Raw genomic sequence first — 14019 nt, forward strand, 5'->3', positions numbered from 1 at the left:
CGCAACAACGTGACGCGTGCGATTACGGACCGGTAAGCCAGTCCGCAATCGCCATGCTTTATCCCTGCCGCTCTGGATCAGTACAGCTTGGCCAGGGATTTCTTGGCGAACGGCTCCACATCGCCGATGCGGCCTTCCTTCACCTTCACCAGCCACTCCGGATCCTGCAGCAGGGCGCGGCCCACGGCGATCAGCTCGAACTCGTGGTTGTTCATGCGCTCGACCAGCTCGTCGATGCCGGACTGCTCCACCGCGTCCTTCTTGCTGGCAAACGTGCCGCTGATGAAGTCCTCGGTCAGGCCAACGCTGCCGACGGACATGGTGGGCTTGCCGGACAGCTTCTGGGTCCAGCCGGCCAGGTTCAGGTCAGAGCCTTCGAATTCCGGTTCCCAGAAACGACGGGTGGAGGCGTGGAAGATGTCCACACCCGCGTCCGCCAACGGCTTGAGGAACGCTTCCAGCTCTTCCGGGGTCTTCGCCAGCTTGGCGTCGTAGTCCTGCATTTTCCACTGGGAGAAACGCAGCATGATCGGGTAGTCCGGACCCACCCGATGGCGTACCGCCTCGATGATCTCGATGGCAAAGCGCTGGCGATTGGCCATGCTGCCGCCGTACTCGTCATCCCGCTGGTTGGTGCCTTCCCAGAAGAACTGATCGATCAGGTAGCCGTGGGCGCCGTGGATCTCGACACCGTCAAAGCCCAGCGCCTTGGCGTCCTGGGCCGCATCGGCAAACGCGTTGACCACGTCGGCGATGTCTTCCTTGGTCATGGCCTTGCCGTTAGGCTTGCCCGGTGCGTAGAAGCCGGACGGGCTGTAGCCCGGTACGGACGGATCAGGCTCCATGCCTTCCTTGCGCACGGCACCCACGTGCCAGAGCTGCGGGAAGATCGCGCCGCCGGCCTCGTGGACCGCATCGACGACCTTTTTCCAGCCCGCCAGCGCGTCGGTGCCATGGAAGGCCGGCACGTTTTCATAGCCGTTGGCCGCCGCGTGGTTCACGGTGGTGCCCTCGGTGATCAACAGGCCCACGCCACCTTCGGCGCGTCGGCGATAGTAATCCACCACGTTTTCACCCGGGACATTGCCCGGCGAGAAATTGCGGGTCATCGGTGCCATGGCAACACGGTTGCGCAGTTTCAGATCATTCAGTTCAAAGGGGTCAAACAGGGGACCGAGATTCATGGTCATGGCAGTAGCCTCCTGAGGAATGGGGAGCCGGATGACATTCGGCGAATTTGGTTTCGTTATGCAACCCTATTTAATCCGGTTTCAAAATGCAACTCTTTTCGGTAGACTCGAATCATGGCCAGAAAACGTTTTGATGATTCCAACTGCTCCGTGGCCCGGGCCCTGAATGAAGTCGGGGACTGGTGGTCGCTGCTGATCGTGCTGCAGGCGATGTACGGCACCCGCCGCTTCGTCGACTTCCAGCAGGAGCTCGGCATTGCCCGCAATATCCTCTGCGACCGCCTGGCCCGCCTGGTGGACAATGAGGTCCTGCGCAAAGTGGAAGTGGGTGAACACGGCTCACGGCATGAATATCGCCTGACCGAGAAAGGCCGGGACCTGTTTCCGGTGGTGGTCGCCCTGCGCCAGTGGGGCGACAAATGGAATCCGGCCCCCCATTGCGGTGCCCTGGATCTGCGCGACCGGGCCACGGGACAGTCAATTCGGCCCATGACCGTCCAGAGCGCTGACGGTGAGCCCCTTTCGGTCCGTGATGTGTTTATGCCGGACGCCGAAAGCACCTCCAAAACCGGTTGATTCAGAACTGCATTTTTTGAGCTGAATCAATGGATTGATGATTCCCGCCCGGCGCTCTCCGAATTCTTGCGTCAGATCAATATCCGACGCCGGCGACGCCCTACTCTCAGGCTATTCCCTCTTTTCATATCAAGGAGATAGCCATGAGAAAGACCGTCCGTTACGGCCTGATTGCAGCCGCCCTGTTACCCGCTTCCCTCGCCCAGGCCCACGAGGCCGGCGACCTGATCCTGCGTGCCGGAGCGGCTATGGTCGATCCACACGATTCCAGCGGCGACGTCCGGGTTGGCAGCACCAAACTGGATAACTGGAAAGTGAGCGTCGATTCCGACACGCAACTCGGTCTGACCGCCAGCTATATGCTGAGCCAGCATTGGGGGATCGGCGTGTTGGCCGCCACGCCTTTCAAACACGATATCAATGGCGCCGGTGCTCTGGGCGGTGCCGGCAAGCTGGCCGAGACCAAACATCTGCCGCCCACCGTCACGCTCCAGTATTTCCCGCTGGATCCGGGGATGACGATTCAGCCGTATGGCGGGATTGGCGTGAATTACACCCACTTCTTTGACGAGAAGACCACCGACACGCTAACCAACGCCCTGGGCGCGGCTTCAACCGATATCAAGCTGGATGACAGTGTGGGGCTGGCGGCCGAGTTGGGAGCGGACGTGATGCTGACCGATCGACTGCTGCTGAATGCCGCCGTCTGGTACGCGGACATCGACACGACGGCCACCATCAAGGCCTACGATGGCGCCGGCAACAAAGTGGCCACCGGGAAGGTCGATGTGGATATCGATCCGTTCGTTTACATGATCGGCGTCGGTTACCGGTTCTGAGCCGGCCGGAAAGGAAACGGGCCGATACGGAATCGGCCCGTTTTGATGCTAGGCGTTAGCGGACGGGCGACGGGCGCCACCGCCGGAACGACCCCGACCACTGCGACGACGCGAGCTGTTGTTCCGCGGCGGTCCGCCTGCGTTACGCTTGCCGCCGTTACCGCCGCGCCCCTGATCATTGCGGGGCCTGGTGGCCAGGGCAACACTGGGTTCGAACCCGTCGATCACTTCCCGCGTCAGGTCCTGCTTGATCAGCTTTTCAATGCCGCCCAGCAGTTTGCCTTCGTCGGCACTGACCAGTGATACCGCGTGGCCGCTCTCTCCGGCCCGGCCGGTACGACCGATCCGGTGGACGTAATCTTCCGGCACATTCGGCAGTTCGAAGTTCACCACCTGGGGCAGTTGCTTGATGTCCAGGCCCCGGGCGGCGATGTCCGTCGCTACCAGGACGCGAATCTCGCCTTCTTTGAAATGGCTCAGGGCCCGTGTGCGGGCGTTCTGGGACTTATTGCCATGGATCGCCGCCGCGGTGATCCCGTCACGCTCCAGTTTCTGGGACAGCCGGTTGGCGCCGTGCTTGGTGCGGGTAAACACCAGCACCTGCTGCCAGTCGTTGTCATGCACCAGACGGGCGAGCAGCGCCGTCTTGCGATTCTGGTCCACCGGGTGAACCGTCTGGCGCACGGTTTCGGCGGTGGTGTTGCGCGGTGCCACGTCGATCTGGACCGGCTCATTCAGCAGGCCTTCCGCCAGCTTGCGAATCTCCGCTGAGAACGTTGCTGAAAACAGCAGGTTCTGACGCTGTTTCGGCAGCAGGGCCAGGATCTTGCGGATGTCGCGGATAAAGCCCATGTCGAGCATGCGGTCCGCTTCGTCCAGCACCAGTATGTCCAGCGCGTCAAAACGCACGGCGCCCTGCTGGTACAGGTCCAGCAACCGGCCGGGTGTGGCGACCAGCACGTCCACGCCTTCGCGCAGCTTCCGGATCTGCGGGTTAATCTTGACGCCGCCGAAGATGACGGCGGAGCTCACCGACTGGTAGCGGCCATAACGACCCACGCTCTCGCCCACCTGGGCGGCCAGTTCGCGGGTCGGTGCCAGCACCAGCGCGCGCACGCCCTTACCACGACGCGGCAGTTCGCCAAGACGCTGCAACAGCGGCAGCGTGAAACCGGCGGTCTTGCCGGTACCGGTTTGCGCGGCGGCCATAACGTCGCCACCGGATAAGACGGCGGGAATAGCCTGGGCCTGGATGGGGGACGGCTCTTCGTAACCCTGTTCGCGGGTCGCACGCAACAATGCCTCGGACAGGCCGAGTGATTCAAAACTCATAGATATGATCTCGTGCGATGCGCTGACCGGCCATGGGCACGTGGCGCATCGGATGGACTAAAACGACTGCAGGCATCGCCGGGTTGGCGTGCCGCCCTCTGAAAGGTCGTATAAGTGGGGCCGCGCCGATGGCGGCGAAGTCCTTCGAGGTAGGAATGTGAGGAGCCTAACAGAGTTCGCCCATAAAAACGACGTCGGGCACCTGTGGATAACCGTGACAGGGCCATATCCCCTATACTAGGAGGCCATTGAACCTGTCCCGGAGACGATGATGCTGTGGTATCGCCTCGGCCTGATTGGCGTGTGTGCGTGGCTAACCCTGCCTGCGGCCGCCGCGACCTTTCGTGTGGGGTTGCTGCACGGCGATGCCGAGGTGTTCGACTACGAGCTGTCGGTGATCCGCCTGGCCCTCGACCACGCCCCCGGCCCGCAGACGCTGGAAGTGGTCCCGCTGCCGAAAGTGCCCCAGAACCGTGTGTTCGCCATGCTTCATGAGGCGCACCCGAAGATCAACGTCTTCTTCAGTGGCTACAGCCCGGAACGGGAAGAGAGCCTGTTGCAGGTCAACATTCCCATGACCCGGGGCCTGCTGGGCTACCGCCTGTTTGCCGTGCGCAAGGATCGGATGGCTGAACTGAGTCCAATCGACACCCTGTATGAGCTGCAACAGGTCACCGTTGGCTCCGGCACCGGTTGGCCAGAGAACCGGATCCTGGAACACAACGGCATCAAACTGGTGACCAGCCAGTATGAAAACCTCTGGCGTATGCTCGAGTACCAGCGTTTCGACCTGTTCCACCGTGGCATTCAGGAAATCTTCACCGAGCTGGCCAAACCCGGCCGGGATAACCTGGCGATGCTGCCCGGCGTGGCCCTGGCCATGCGCTACGACTACTTTCTCTATGTGTCGAAGTCGCGACCAGACCTCCACGACATCCTGAAACAGGGTCTGATGAAGGCCTATGACGACGGATCGTTCATGGACAACTTCCGCCACCACCCCGCCAACCGGGCCGCACTGGACCAGGGTGAGCTGGACAAGCGTCAGATCATCTGGCTGGAGACACCGGAAACCAGCCGCACGCTGGATCAGATCCCGGATCGCTACTGGCACCTGCCGTCGCAGCAGGAGTGATCAGCGCTGGGCGCTGGCCAGAACGGCTCCAAAGAACAGAAAGGTAGAGCCGGCGGTCCGGTTCATCACGCGCCCGCCCCGCTCCGACGTCAACCAGCCTCGAATCCGCTTCGCGCCCAGGGCGTAACCCAGGTGTACCAGAGCCACGATCACGGCATACGTCAGCGTCAGCAGGACAAACTGGATCTGGAAATCGCCGGCCGGATCGATGAACTGGGGGAAAATCGACAGGAAGAACAGCACCACCTTGGGATTGCTGAGCTGCAGCACCAACGCTTCAACAAAGCGCCGCCCGAAGCGATCGTCCGCCGCACCGGTGTCCGTCTGCAGGTTCAGGCCCGGCTTGCGCCACAGGCGAATACCCAGGTACACCAGGTAGGCCGCGCCCACATACTTGACCAAGGTAAAGGCCGTCGCCGAGGTGGCCAGCAGAACCCCCAGACTCGTTGCCGACAGCGCCGACACTACGAGAGCCCCGGCGGAAATCCCCAGGATACCGCCCAACGTGCCGCGCTGCCCCAGGCGCAAGGCGTTCGAGAGGGTCATGACGACACCGGGCCCGGGACTCAGGGCGGTGGCCGTCGCCATCAGCAGGAACAGCAGGTACAGGTGCACCGGAATCTCCATGGGCCAGTCAGCGACAAGGCGAGTGCTTGTGCAATGCGCCTCGATCGGGTGACACTCATTGTCCACCTTCCTGGCAATGGATGCCAGGACGCCCAACACCACACGGAGAACGCATGACGACAACATGGCTTGAAGACGTCACCCTCACGAACCAGACCGCCAGCCTGGTACCGATGGCCTCGGAACACCGGGACGCGCTGGTCGAAGCCGCCAGCGACGGTCGCCTCTGGGAGCTCTGGTTTACCGGCGCGCCGTCCGCCGACACGGTGGACACCTACATCGAGCAGGCGCTCAAGGACAAAGCCGCCGGCCGCGCCCTGCCGTTCGTGGTGATCGAGAATGCCAGTGGCGACGTGATCGGTGCCACCCGCTACTGCAACGCCGAGCCGGACCACCGGCGCGTCGAGATCGGCTACACCTGGTACGCCCAGCGCGCCCAGCGCACGGCGGTGAACACCGAGTGCAAGCAGCTGCTGCTGACCCACGCCTTCGAGCAGTTGAACGCCATCGCGGTGGAATTCCGCACCCACTGGCACAACGAGGCCTCCCGCCGCGCCATCGCCCGGCTCGGCGCCAAGCAGGACGGCGTGCTGCGCAACCACCGCATTGAGCCCGATGGCGCCTACCGGGATACCGTGGTGTTCTCGATCCTGGAAAGTGAGTGGCCCACGGTGAGGAAATCCCTCGCCTTCAAACTGGCCCGCCTGCGCGAGCGCGGCTGACGTCGAGACGGGCGGGGTATTGTGGCGCCGGTGAGCAGCCCCCGACCATGGATACCATGGACGTTGGCCCGGTAAACCCACACAATGGCGAAAAAACGCGCCGGAGAAGCGCCATGACGATGCTGAGAGGGATCCTGCTGGTGGCCACACTGGCCCTGGTCGCGGGGCCCACGCCTGCAGACACGCTGCAACCGTTTTCCACCATGTCCTCCCTGGATGACGGCTGGGCACCGCTGGAATTTCCCAACATCAATAAACACTCGCAATATCAGTTGGTCACCGAAGACGGTGTGCAGGTGATCAAGGCCCAGACCCGGGGCGGCGCCTCCGGGCGGATTGCCCGAATCCGCATCGAGCCGGGCGACAAGCTGACCCTGCAGTGGCGCTGGAAGGTCAGCAACATCTACCAGACCGGCAACGCGCGCAAGAAGGACGGCGACGACTACCCGGCGCGGATCTACGTGGCCTTTGCCTTTGAACCGGACAAGGCCGGTTTCTTCGAACGGGCCAAACGCAAAGCCGCCGAACTGATCTACGGCAAGGAACTCCCCGGCAACGCTCTGAACTACATCTGGGCCAACAAGCTGCCGGTGAATACCGTCATCGCCAACCCCTACACCGACCGGACCCAGATGATCGTGGTCCAGAGCGGGTCGGACCAGACCGGGCAATGGGTCATGGAGTCGCAGGACATCGTCGCCGACTACAAACGCGCGTTCGGCGAGGCGCCGCCGCCGATCATCGGCATTGGCATCATGACCGACGCCGACAATACCGGGGAATCCGCCACCGCCTGGTACGGCGACATCACTCTGGAGCGCTGACGCCCCCTTCCGCCGGCATGGGAAACCCCGGCAGAGCTGAAACCGGCCGTTGATCCCCCGCCAGTGGCAGCGAACCTGTCGCCTTGAGGCGCTGGAACGCCGCATCGAACGCCTGCCGCATACGCTCCGACTTGGCGTCTTCTACCGAGAACAGCCAGGCCGCTTCGCGCTCCCGGATAAAACAGTGTTCCAGCCCCTCGGGGCCGTTGGTGACACCGATCGCCGCCACCGGATCCCGGTAATCGAGCAGGTATTCCCCGCGGCGACGGTGCAGCATGTCGACACCGGCCTGATGAGTGGAGGTGTAGGTCAGGTCATTGTCGCCCTGATCGGCCAGGTACTGGGCGAGGCCGCCATAGGTGTAGCCGGAAATCAGGATCAGGCGCTGGTGCCTCAGGTCGCTGAACTGCCGGATGGGCGGTGTGTCCTTCAGATGCCAGGCACTCAGCTCGACGTGGATCGGGCGGGTGGCACTGGGCCGCACCTTACCCTCCAGGGAAGGGATGTGAGTCAGTCCGGGCCAGAGGTCGATGCGGCCCTGCCGCAGGTAGAGATACACCCGGCTGATTGGCAGATAGACGAAAACCGGCCGGTAGCCCGCTTCAATGGCCACTTTGCGGGTCAGGTCGATGAAGCTGCCGGCGGGCTGGCCCTGCGAGTCCCGATATTCATAGGGCGGGAAGGCCACATAACCGATTCTCGCGACCGGCGCATCGGCCCGCGCCGTGACCGACACCAGGCCGACCAAAACCGCCGCCAGCACCTGGAACAGGGCGTGGTAACGGACGAACGACCTGATCCAATCGATTTTCACATCGGACTCCGAAAAACCATACCGCTCAACACCCTGCCGGGGAGCGACACAACGCCTCGACCCGGATTTGATCACAGAACACCTGTCTCTCAACATAACCTGCCCCCCGTCAGGCGACCACTACAGGTGCGCGATTATTTGACGGAGGTGGCGTTTCTCGCACCCGCGTTGATTGGGCTGCCGCTGATTTCGGCCCGACGGGCCAATGGTCCGGACGCCGGCACCGCCCTAAACTGATTATTAAATCATCAACGCGAGTCACTGCCATGCCCTCCTCCCCGCTTGCCCACTGGCAGCATCAGGCGTCGGCCATCCTCAGCGGGCTGCTGGGTGACTGGCTGGCCAGTCGCGGTAATCCGCTGGCGATCGACATGCAGCTCTATCGTCACGGCCGGCCCCTGGTACTGGATGACCTGATACAGGACGGTCAGGCGCCCCGGCGCAGCCTGGTACTCCTGGTCCATGGCCTGACCGAGCTGGAGTCCATCTGGGATTTTCCGGGGCAACCCGGCACCAACTACGCCACCGCACTCTGCGAAGGCTTGGGCGCCGAACCCCTCAGCCTGCGCTACAACACCGGTCGCGCCATTCCCGACAACGGTCGGGCGCTGGCCCAGCAACTGGACGCCCTGGTCGCCGCCTGGCCGGTGCCTGTGGAAAACCTGGTGCTGATCGGCCACAGCATGGGCGGACTGCTGATCCGCAGTGCCTGTCATTACGGGGAAGCTGCCGGCTATGACTGGATACGGACCGTCGACAGCTGCGTCTACCTGGGCTCACCCCACGATGGCGCCTGGCTGGCGCGTCTGGCGCAGGGCGGTGCCGGTGTGCTGCAGGCCCTGCCCCGGGACTACCTGAAGGCGATCGGCGACGTGATCGATTTGCGCAGTGTCGGCATTCGCAACCTGAATCGCGGCCAGATCACCGACCAGCCGGAGGAACAACCGCCGCTGCTGGCGACGGCCCGACACTATGCGATCTGCGGCTTGCTGGGCCGGCATCGGGCCAATCCGGCCAACTGGCTGTTCGGCGACGCACTGGTGCATGAGGACAGCGCCCGCGGGCATCGCCAGCCGGGCTGGCAGTTGACGGATCAGGCCACGCTGGCGGGGATCGATCATATTCGGCTGGCCCATCACCCGGCGGTGCTGGCCCAACTGGAGGACTGGTTACGATGAAGACGACACAGCCATCGGAGAGCCCCGGAATCTGGTGGCGGGGCGTGGCCGATCTGGCCAGCGCCAGCGCCGAAGTCACCGCTCGCCGGCTGGAAGGGGTGCATCGATCCATCGCCGACGAAACGTTCGATGTGCTGGCCCGGATTCCGGTGACCCGGCCGTTCAGCGAGCCGGTGCGCCGAATCCATCACGGAATTGCAGCGCTGAGCTACCGCGGCGTGGCGCTGGGCGCGCGGGGACTCAACCAGTGGGTTCGGTCCCCGGCGCCCGAGGAGAGGGCGCCTAGCGAAGAATAAGCACCGGCGTCTGGGTGGTGGTCAGCATGCTGGTGGTGGTACTGCCCACCAGGAACTGGCGGATCCGGGAATGGCCATACGCCCCCATCACCAGCAGGTCGATGTCCTGTTCCGCCTGGTAGGCGTGCAGGGTCGGTTCCACGTCGCCGGCGCGGATGGCCACTTCCACGTTGCAGCCCGCTTTCAACAGCTTGTCTTTCGCCTCGTCCAATTGGGCCCGGCGGTCACTGGTGTCCGGTCCCACCATCACCAGATGCAGCGGAAAATCCCTGAAAATCGGGCTGTTTGACAGCAGTTCGATGCCTTTTCGCGCCGTTTCGCTGGCATCGAACGCCAGCATGGCGCTGCGCGGCGTGCTGAACTCATCCGGCACCAGCAACAGCGGGCGATGCAGGGTGCGGATCACGGTTTCCAACTGACTGCCGATGTGGATGTCCCGATCGGTGCTGCTCTCGCCATGCAGGCCCATGACCAGCAGGCGGGTGTCCTGTTCAATGTCCAAAAGGCTCTCGGCCAGATCGCCGTGACGCTGACGCTGGCGAATGTCTGACACGCCATCTTCGCGGACCCGCGTCTCCGCCGCATCCAGCATGTGCCGGCCCTGCTCCAGCGCCAGCTTGCTGCGCTTCTGGTCCAGCTCGGCCAGCTCTTCCAACAGGTGCTCGCGGCTGCCGAGGCCGATGCTGCCGGCCAGGTCCGGTTCGGTGGGGTAACGGGCATGATCCAGCACGTGGAACAGGGTCAGCGGCGCATCCAGGCGCTGACTGGCCCAGGCGGCGTAATCGCACACCGCCGTCGTGGACCGGGAGCCATCGATGCAGGCTACAACTTGGGACATGGAACCGTCTCCCCCTCGCTTTATTATTGATGTTTCCGTACGAACAGTTTGCCCTGATTGCATGACAGCCGTCATCAGTGCCCCATCAATTGATCGGCGGCTTCGGGCTTGTCGTGGATCGCAAACCGGTCGACGATGGTGGCGCTCGCCTCGTTCAGGCCGATCACCTCCACGTCCGCGCCTTCCCGGCGGAACTTGATCACTGCCTTGTCCAACGCGCCGACCGCCGTGATGTCCCAGAAATGGGCACGGCTCAGGTCGATGACCACGTTATCCACAGCCTCCTTGAAGTCGAACGCCGCCAGGAATTTTTCGGTGGAGCTGAAGAACACCTGGCCGACCACCTTATAAGTGCGGGTCTGGCCACTCTCATCCAGTGACGGGGTGACTACCATGAACCGGCCGATCTTGTTGGCAAAGAACAGCGAGGCCAGCAACACGCCGGCGAACACGCCCAACGCCAGGTTGTGGGTGGCCACCACCACACACACGGTGACCAGCATCACCAGGTTGGTGGACAGCGGATGCCGGCGCAGGTTGCGCACCGAATCCCAGCTGAACGTCCCGATAGAGACCATGATCATGACCGCCACCAGCGCCGCCATCGGGATCTGCACCAGCCAGTCCTGCAGCACCAGCACCATGAACAGCAGGAAGGTGCCGGCCACCAGCGTCGATAGCCGGGTGCGGCCGCCGGATTTCACGTTGATCACGGTCTGGCCGATCATGGCGCAACCGGCCATGCCGCCGAGCAGTCCGGAGAAGATGTTGGCCACGCCCTGCCCTTTGCACTCCCGGTTGCGGTCGCTGGAGGTGTCGGTCAGGTCGTCCACGATGGTCGCGGTCATCAGCGACTCCAGCAGCCCCACCACCGCCATGGGCAGCGAGTACGGCAGGATGATCCACAGGGTCTCCAGGTTCAGTGGCACGTCTGGCCACAGGAACACCGGCAGGGTGTCGGGCAGGTCGCCCATATCGCCTACCGTGCGCACGTCCAGGCCCAACACCATCGACACGATGGTCAGCAGGATGATGCACACCAGGGGCGAGGGAATCACCTTGCCCACCTTGGGCACCAGCGGGAACAGGTAGATGATGCCCAGACCGGCCGCGGTCATGGCGTAGACGTGCCAGGTCACGTTGGTCAGCTCCGGCAGCTGGGCCATGAAAATCAGGATCGCCAGCGCGTTGACGAAGCCGGTCACCACCGAGCGGGAGACGAACCGCATCAGCGAGCCCAGCCGCAGGAAGCCGAACAGGATCTGGAAGACGCCGGTTAGCAGCGTCGCGGCCAGCAGGTACTGCAAGCCGTAATCCTTCACCAGTGTCACCATCAACAGGGCCATGGCCCCGGTGGCGGCTGAAATCATGCCGGGCCGACCACCGGCAAAGGCGATCACCACCGCGATACAGAACGAGGCATAGAGCCCGACCCGGGGATCGACACCGGCGATGATGGAGAAGGCAATCGCCTCGGGAATCAGCGCCAGCGCCACCACGATACCGGCGAGGACATCCGCCCGGGTGTTGGAAAACCAGTGCTTCTTGATGGAAGAGAGCATTGAGGAAGACCTTTGAATTCAGCGTTGTTGCAGGCCGACAAAAAAACACGGCTCTCGTTCGAGAGCCGTGTCAGTCAACCAATATTTGGGAGCCTCGGCCGCGTCAGACCAGGTACACGACGCACAGCAGGCCCACGCCGCCCAGCACCAGGGTATACGGCAACGCCATCAGCACCATGCGCCCGTAGGACAGTCGCACCAGTGGGGCGATCGCGGACGTCAACAGAAACAGGAAAGCCGCCTGGCCGTTGGGCGTTGCCACACTGGGAAGATTGGTCCCGCTGTTGATGGCGATCGCCAGCTGCTCAAAATGGGGCTGGGAGATATCGCCGGCTTCCAGGGCCTGCTTGATTTCGCTGATGTATACCGTCGCCACGAACACGTTGTCACTGATCATGGACAGCAGGCCGTTGGCGACGAAGAACATGCCCGGCTGCTGGGACACCGGCAAAGCGAGCACGTAGTTTATCACAGGTGTAAACAGGTGCTGCTCGTGGATGACCGCGACCACCGCGAAAAAAACCACCAGCAAGGCGGTGAACGGCAGCGCCTCCTCAAACGCCCGGCCGATCTGGTGCTCCTCGGTGATCCCGGTAAACGCGGTAATCAGGATGATCACCAGCAGGCCGATCAGCCCCACTTCGGCCACATGGAAAGCCAGGCCGAGCACCAGGATCACCGCCGCGACCGCCTGTACCCAGAGCCGGGCCCGATCCGCCGGGGTACGGCGCGCCTGCTCGTTAGCCGCAAACTCCTCCAGCACCTGACGGACCGGTTTGGGCAGTCGGGCGCCGTACCCGAACCAGCGGGTTTTCTCCAGCAACGCGCAGGTCAGCAGCCCCGCCACCAGCACCGGCATGCTGACCGGTGCCATGCGCTGGAAGAACTCGACGAAGTTCCAGCCCACTTCCTTGGCAATCAGCAGGTTCTGCGGCTCGCCCACCATGGTGGCGACGCCGCCTAACGCGGTGCCGATCGCGCCGTGCATGAGCAAGCTGCGCAGGAAAGCGCGGAAGACTTCCAGATCTTCCCGATGCAACTCGATAACCCCGTCATCGGAGCCGGTGTTGTGGTCGTCGTGGTGATAGCCCTTGCCGGAAGCCACCTTGTGGTACACGGAGAAGAAGCCCACCGCCACGCTGATGATCACCGCCGTAACGGTCAACGCATCGAGAAACGCCGACAGGAACGCCGCCGCCAGCGAAAACAGCAAGCCCAGAAGCACCTTGGACCGTACCCCGATGAGAATGTGGGTGAAGGTCACCAGCAGCAGCTCCTTCATGAAGTAAATGCCCGCCACCATGAACATCAACAGCATGATCACCGGCAGGTTGTGCAGAATTTCCAGGTAGACGTCATCGGCGGTGGTCATGCCGATCGCCAGCGCCTCGATGGCCAGCAGGCCGCCGGGCTGCAGCGGGTAACACTTGAGCGCCATCGCCAGGGTGAAAATGAACTCGGCCACCAGCAGCCAGCCGGCCAACCCCGGACCCAGCCACCAGAAAATCGGCGGATTGATCACCAGGAACAGGAGGATGACCTGCTTGTACCAGGTCGGGGCGTTGCCCAGGAAATTGGCGCGCAGGCCGGCAAAGAGAGTGGAAGGCATAGGGTTGTCATTACGTCGGTGGATTCTTGTGACAGGGGAAGGTGGCCGCATTGGCCTGCGACGGGTCGCGCATCCCTGCCGTGAACCAACCGGCCTCGTCGCCGGTTATCCCGATAGTAGCAAAGTCTGGGCGCCCTTCGCTGTTTCCGACGACCCAATCCTCCGAAAAGACGGGATTTTTGCGGCTTCAGCCACCCACGTGGCGGGCGGGCACCTTGACATCAATCAAATGTAAATGATTTTCATTTGTCTTTAATCATTTTCTGGACCATGCTCTGGAGGGCAGATCAGTGACTGGAGAACGATTATGAGCGAGTGCGCAACCCGGATGGCCGGCTCGGCCTCGTCGCTTTGCCAGGCATGGCGACGGCTGAAGGCACAGGCGCGAGAAGACAAGATAACGACCACGGGTGCCATGACCCGGGCCGTCACGCACCGACAGGCCGCCCATTCGGGACGGCCTCCGGCGATGTAAAA

14 protein-coding genes are annotated in these 14019 nt (G+C 63.0%); 7 read left to right on the top strand and 7 right to left on the bottom strand.

The features are described from left to right. Positions 1-77 precede the first annotated feature (77 nt). On the bottom strand, positions 78-1190 hold the full coding sequence (locus EB809_RS05625) for an NADH:flavin oxidoreductase (protein ID WP_123633842.1): 1113 nt from the start codon (positions 1188-1190) through the stop codon (positions 78-80). A 114-nt stretch (positions 1191-1304) separates the two neighbouring features. Between EB809_RS05625 and EB809_RS05630 the strand changes: the two genes are divergently transcribed. After that, complete coding sequence (locus EB809_RS05630) at positions 1305-1766, top strand: winged helix-turn-helix transcriptional regulator (RefSeq protein ID WP_123633843.1); 462 nt, start codon at positions 1305-1307, stop codon at positions 1764-1766. A 143-nt stretch (positions 1767-1909) separates the two neighbouring features. Then, a complete protein-coding gene (locus EB809_RS05635) occupies positions 1910-2605 on the top strand; it encodes an OmpW/AlkL family protein (protein WP_123633844.1) in 696 nt (231 codons plus the stop codon). Between the two features lie 48 nt (positions 2606-2653). Here the strand turns inward: EB809_RS05635 and EB809_RS05640 are convergent, their stop codons facing one another. Further along, the gene (locus EB809_RS05640; RefSeq protein WP_123633845.1) at positions 2654-3937 is read right to left on the bottom strand and encodes a DEAD/DEAH box helicase; all 1284 of its coding nucleotides are present in this window, start codon (positions 3935-3937) and stop codon (positions 2654-2656) included. A gap of 268 nt (positions 3938-4205) precedes the next feature. Between EB809_RS05640 and EB809_RS05645 the strand changes: the two genes are divergently transcribed. Beyond that, positions 4206-5072 (top strand): hypothetical protein, encoded by an 867-nt coding sequence (locus EB809_RS05645; protein ID WP_123633846.1) that lies wholly within the window; start codon positions 4206-4208, stop codon positions 5070-5072. On the opposite strand, the gene EB809_RS05650 is transcribed toward EB809_RS05645, so the two are convergent. Next, positions 5073-5699 (bottom strand): LysE family transporter, encoded by a 627-nt coding sequence (locus EB809_RS05650; RefSeq protein ID WP_223807829.1) that lies wholly within the window; start codon positions 5697-5699, stop codon positions 5073-5075. Positions 5700-5812: 113 nt separating this feature from the next. On the opposite strand from EB809_RS05650, the gene EB809_RS05655 reads away from it, so the two are divergent. Then, the gene (locus EB809_RS05655; RefSeq protein WP_123633847.1) at positions 5813-6421 is read left to right on the top strand and encodes a GNAT family N-acetyltransferase; all 609 of its coding nucleotides are present in this window, start codon (positions 5813-5815) and stop codon (positions 6419-6421) included. Between the two features lie 119 nt (positions 6422-6540). Further along, on the top strand, positions 6541-7245 hold the full coding sequence (locus EB809_RS05660; RefSeq protein WP_123633917.1) for a DUF3047 domain-containing protein: 705 nt from the start codon (positions 6541-6543) through the stop codon (positions 7243-7245). Here the strand turns inward: EB809_RS05660 and EB809_RS05665 are convergent. Beyond that, positions 7229-8059, bottom strand: a complete 831-nt coding sequence (locus tag EB809_RS05665) for a substrate-binding periplasmic protein (protein ID WP_190294832.1) — start codon at positions 8057-8059, stop codon at positions 7229-7231. The genes EB809_RS05660 and EB809_RS05665 overlap by 17 nt on opposite strands. A 266-nt stretch (positions 8060-8325) precedes the next feature. Here EB809_RS05665 and EB809_RS05670 point away from each other — a divergent pair, with 266 nt between their 5' ends. Both EB809_RS05670 and EB809_RS05675 read left to right on the top strand, forming a co-directional pair. Continuing rightward, the gene (locus EB809_RS05670; protein ID WP_123633849.1) at positions 8326-9237 is read left to right on the top strand and encodes an esterase/lipase family protein; all 912 of its coding nucleotides are present in this window, start codon (positions 8326-8328) and stop codon (positions 9235-9237) included. Continuing rightward, positions 9234-9533, top strand: coding sequence for a hypothetical protein (locus tag EB809_RS05675; RefSeq protein WP_123633850.1), 300 nt, complete (start codon positions 9234-9236; stop codon positions 9531-9533). The genes EB809_RS05670 and EB809_RS05675 overlap by 4 nt, the downstream gene beginning before the upstream one ends. On the opposite strand, the gene EB809_RS05680 is transcribed toward EB809_RS05675, so the two are convergent. The 3 genes from EB809_RS05680 to nhaB form a co-directional block, all read right to left on the bottom strand. Next, entirely contained in the window at positions 9520-10371 is an 852-nt protein-coding gene (locus tag EB809_RS05680; protein WP_123633851.1) for a universal stress protein, read from the bottom strand. The two genes, EB809_RS05675 and EB809_RS05680, sit on opposite strands and share 14 nt — an antisense overlap. A 74-nt stretch (positions 10372-10445) precedes the next feature. Next, the gene (locus EB809_RS05685; protein WP_123633852.1) at positions 10446-11933 is read right to left on the bottom strand and encodes a SulP family inorganic anion transporter; all 1488 of its coding nucleotides are present in this window, start codon (positions 11931-11933) and stop codon (positions 10446-10448) included. Between the two features lie 103 nt (positions 11934-12036). Beyond that, positions 12037-13542 (bottom strand): sodium/proton antiporter NhaB, encoded by a 1506-nt coding sequence (nhaB, locus tag EB809_RS05690; RefSeq protein ID WP_123633853.1) that lies wholly within the window; start codon positions 13540-13542, stop codon positions 12037-12039. Positions 13543-14019 lie beyond the last annotated feature (477 nt).

It is taken from the genome of Marinobacter sp. R17 (assembly GCF_003789045.1).
In the GTDB taxonomy this organism is placed as follows: Bacteria; Pseudomonadota; Gammaproteobacteria; order Pseudomonadales; family Oleiphilaceae; genus Marinobacter_A; species Marinobacter_A mangrovi.

Coding starts and splice junctions, on each gene's coding strand:
- EB809_RS05650 (WP_223807829.1), bottom strand. CDS start 5,699: ATGGAGATTCCGGTGCACCTGTACCTGCTGTTCCTGCTGATGGCGACG.
- nhaB (WP_123633853.1), bottom strand. CDS start 13,542: ATGCCTTCCACTCTCTTTGCCGGCCTGCGCGCCAATTTCCTGGGCAAC.
- EB809_RS05630 (WP_123633843.1), top strand. CDS start 1,305: ATGGCCAGAAAACGTTTTGATGATTCCAACTGCTCCGTGGCCCGGGCC.
- EB809_RS05670 (WP_123633849.1), top strand. CDS start 8,326: ATGCCCTCCTCCCCGCTTGCCCACTGGCAGCATCAGGCGTCGGCCATC.
- EB809_RS05680 (WP_123633851.1), bottom strand. CDS start 10,371: ATGTCCCAAGTTGTAGCCTGCATCGATGGCTCCCGGTCCACGACGGCG.
- EB809_RS05625 (WP_123633842.1), bottom strand. CDS start 1,190: ATGACCATGAATCTCGGTCCCCTGTTTGACCCCTTTGAACTGAATGAT.
- EB809_RS05645 (WP_123633846.1), top strand. CDS start 4,206: ATGATGCTGTGGTATCGCCTCGGCCTGATTGGCGTGTGTGCGTGGCTA.
- EB809_RS05675 (WP_123633850.1), top strand. CDS start 9,234: ATGAAGACGACACAGCCATCGGAGAGCCCCGGAATCTGGTGGCGGGGC.
- EB809_RS05660 (WP_123633917.1), top strand. CDS start 6,541: ATGCTGAGAGGGATCCTGCTGGTGGCCACACTGGCCCTGGTCGCGGGG.
- EB809_RS05655 (WP_123633847.1), top strand. CDS start 5,813: ATGACGACAACATGGCTTGAAGACGTCACCCTCACGAACCAGACCGCC.
- EB809_RS05640 (WP_123633845.1), bottom strand. CDS start 3,937: ATGAGTTTTGAATCACTCGGCCTGTCCGAGGCATTGTTGCGTGCGACC.
- EB809_RS05685 (WP_123633852.1), bottom strand. CDS start 11,933: ATGCTCTCTTCCATCAAGAAGCACTGGTTTTCCAACACCCGGGCGGAT.
- EB809_RS05635 (WP_123633844.1), top strand. CDS start 1,910: ATGAGAAAGACCGTCCGTTACGGCCTGATTGCAGCCGCCCTGTTACCC.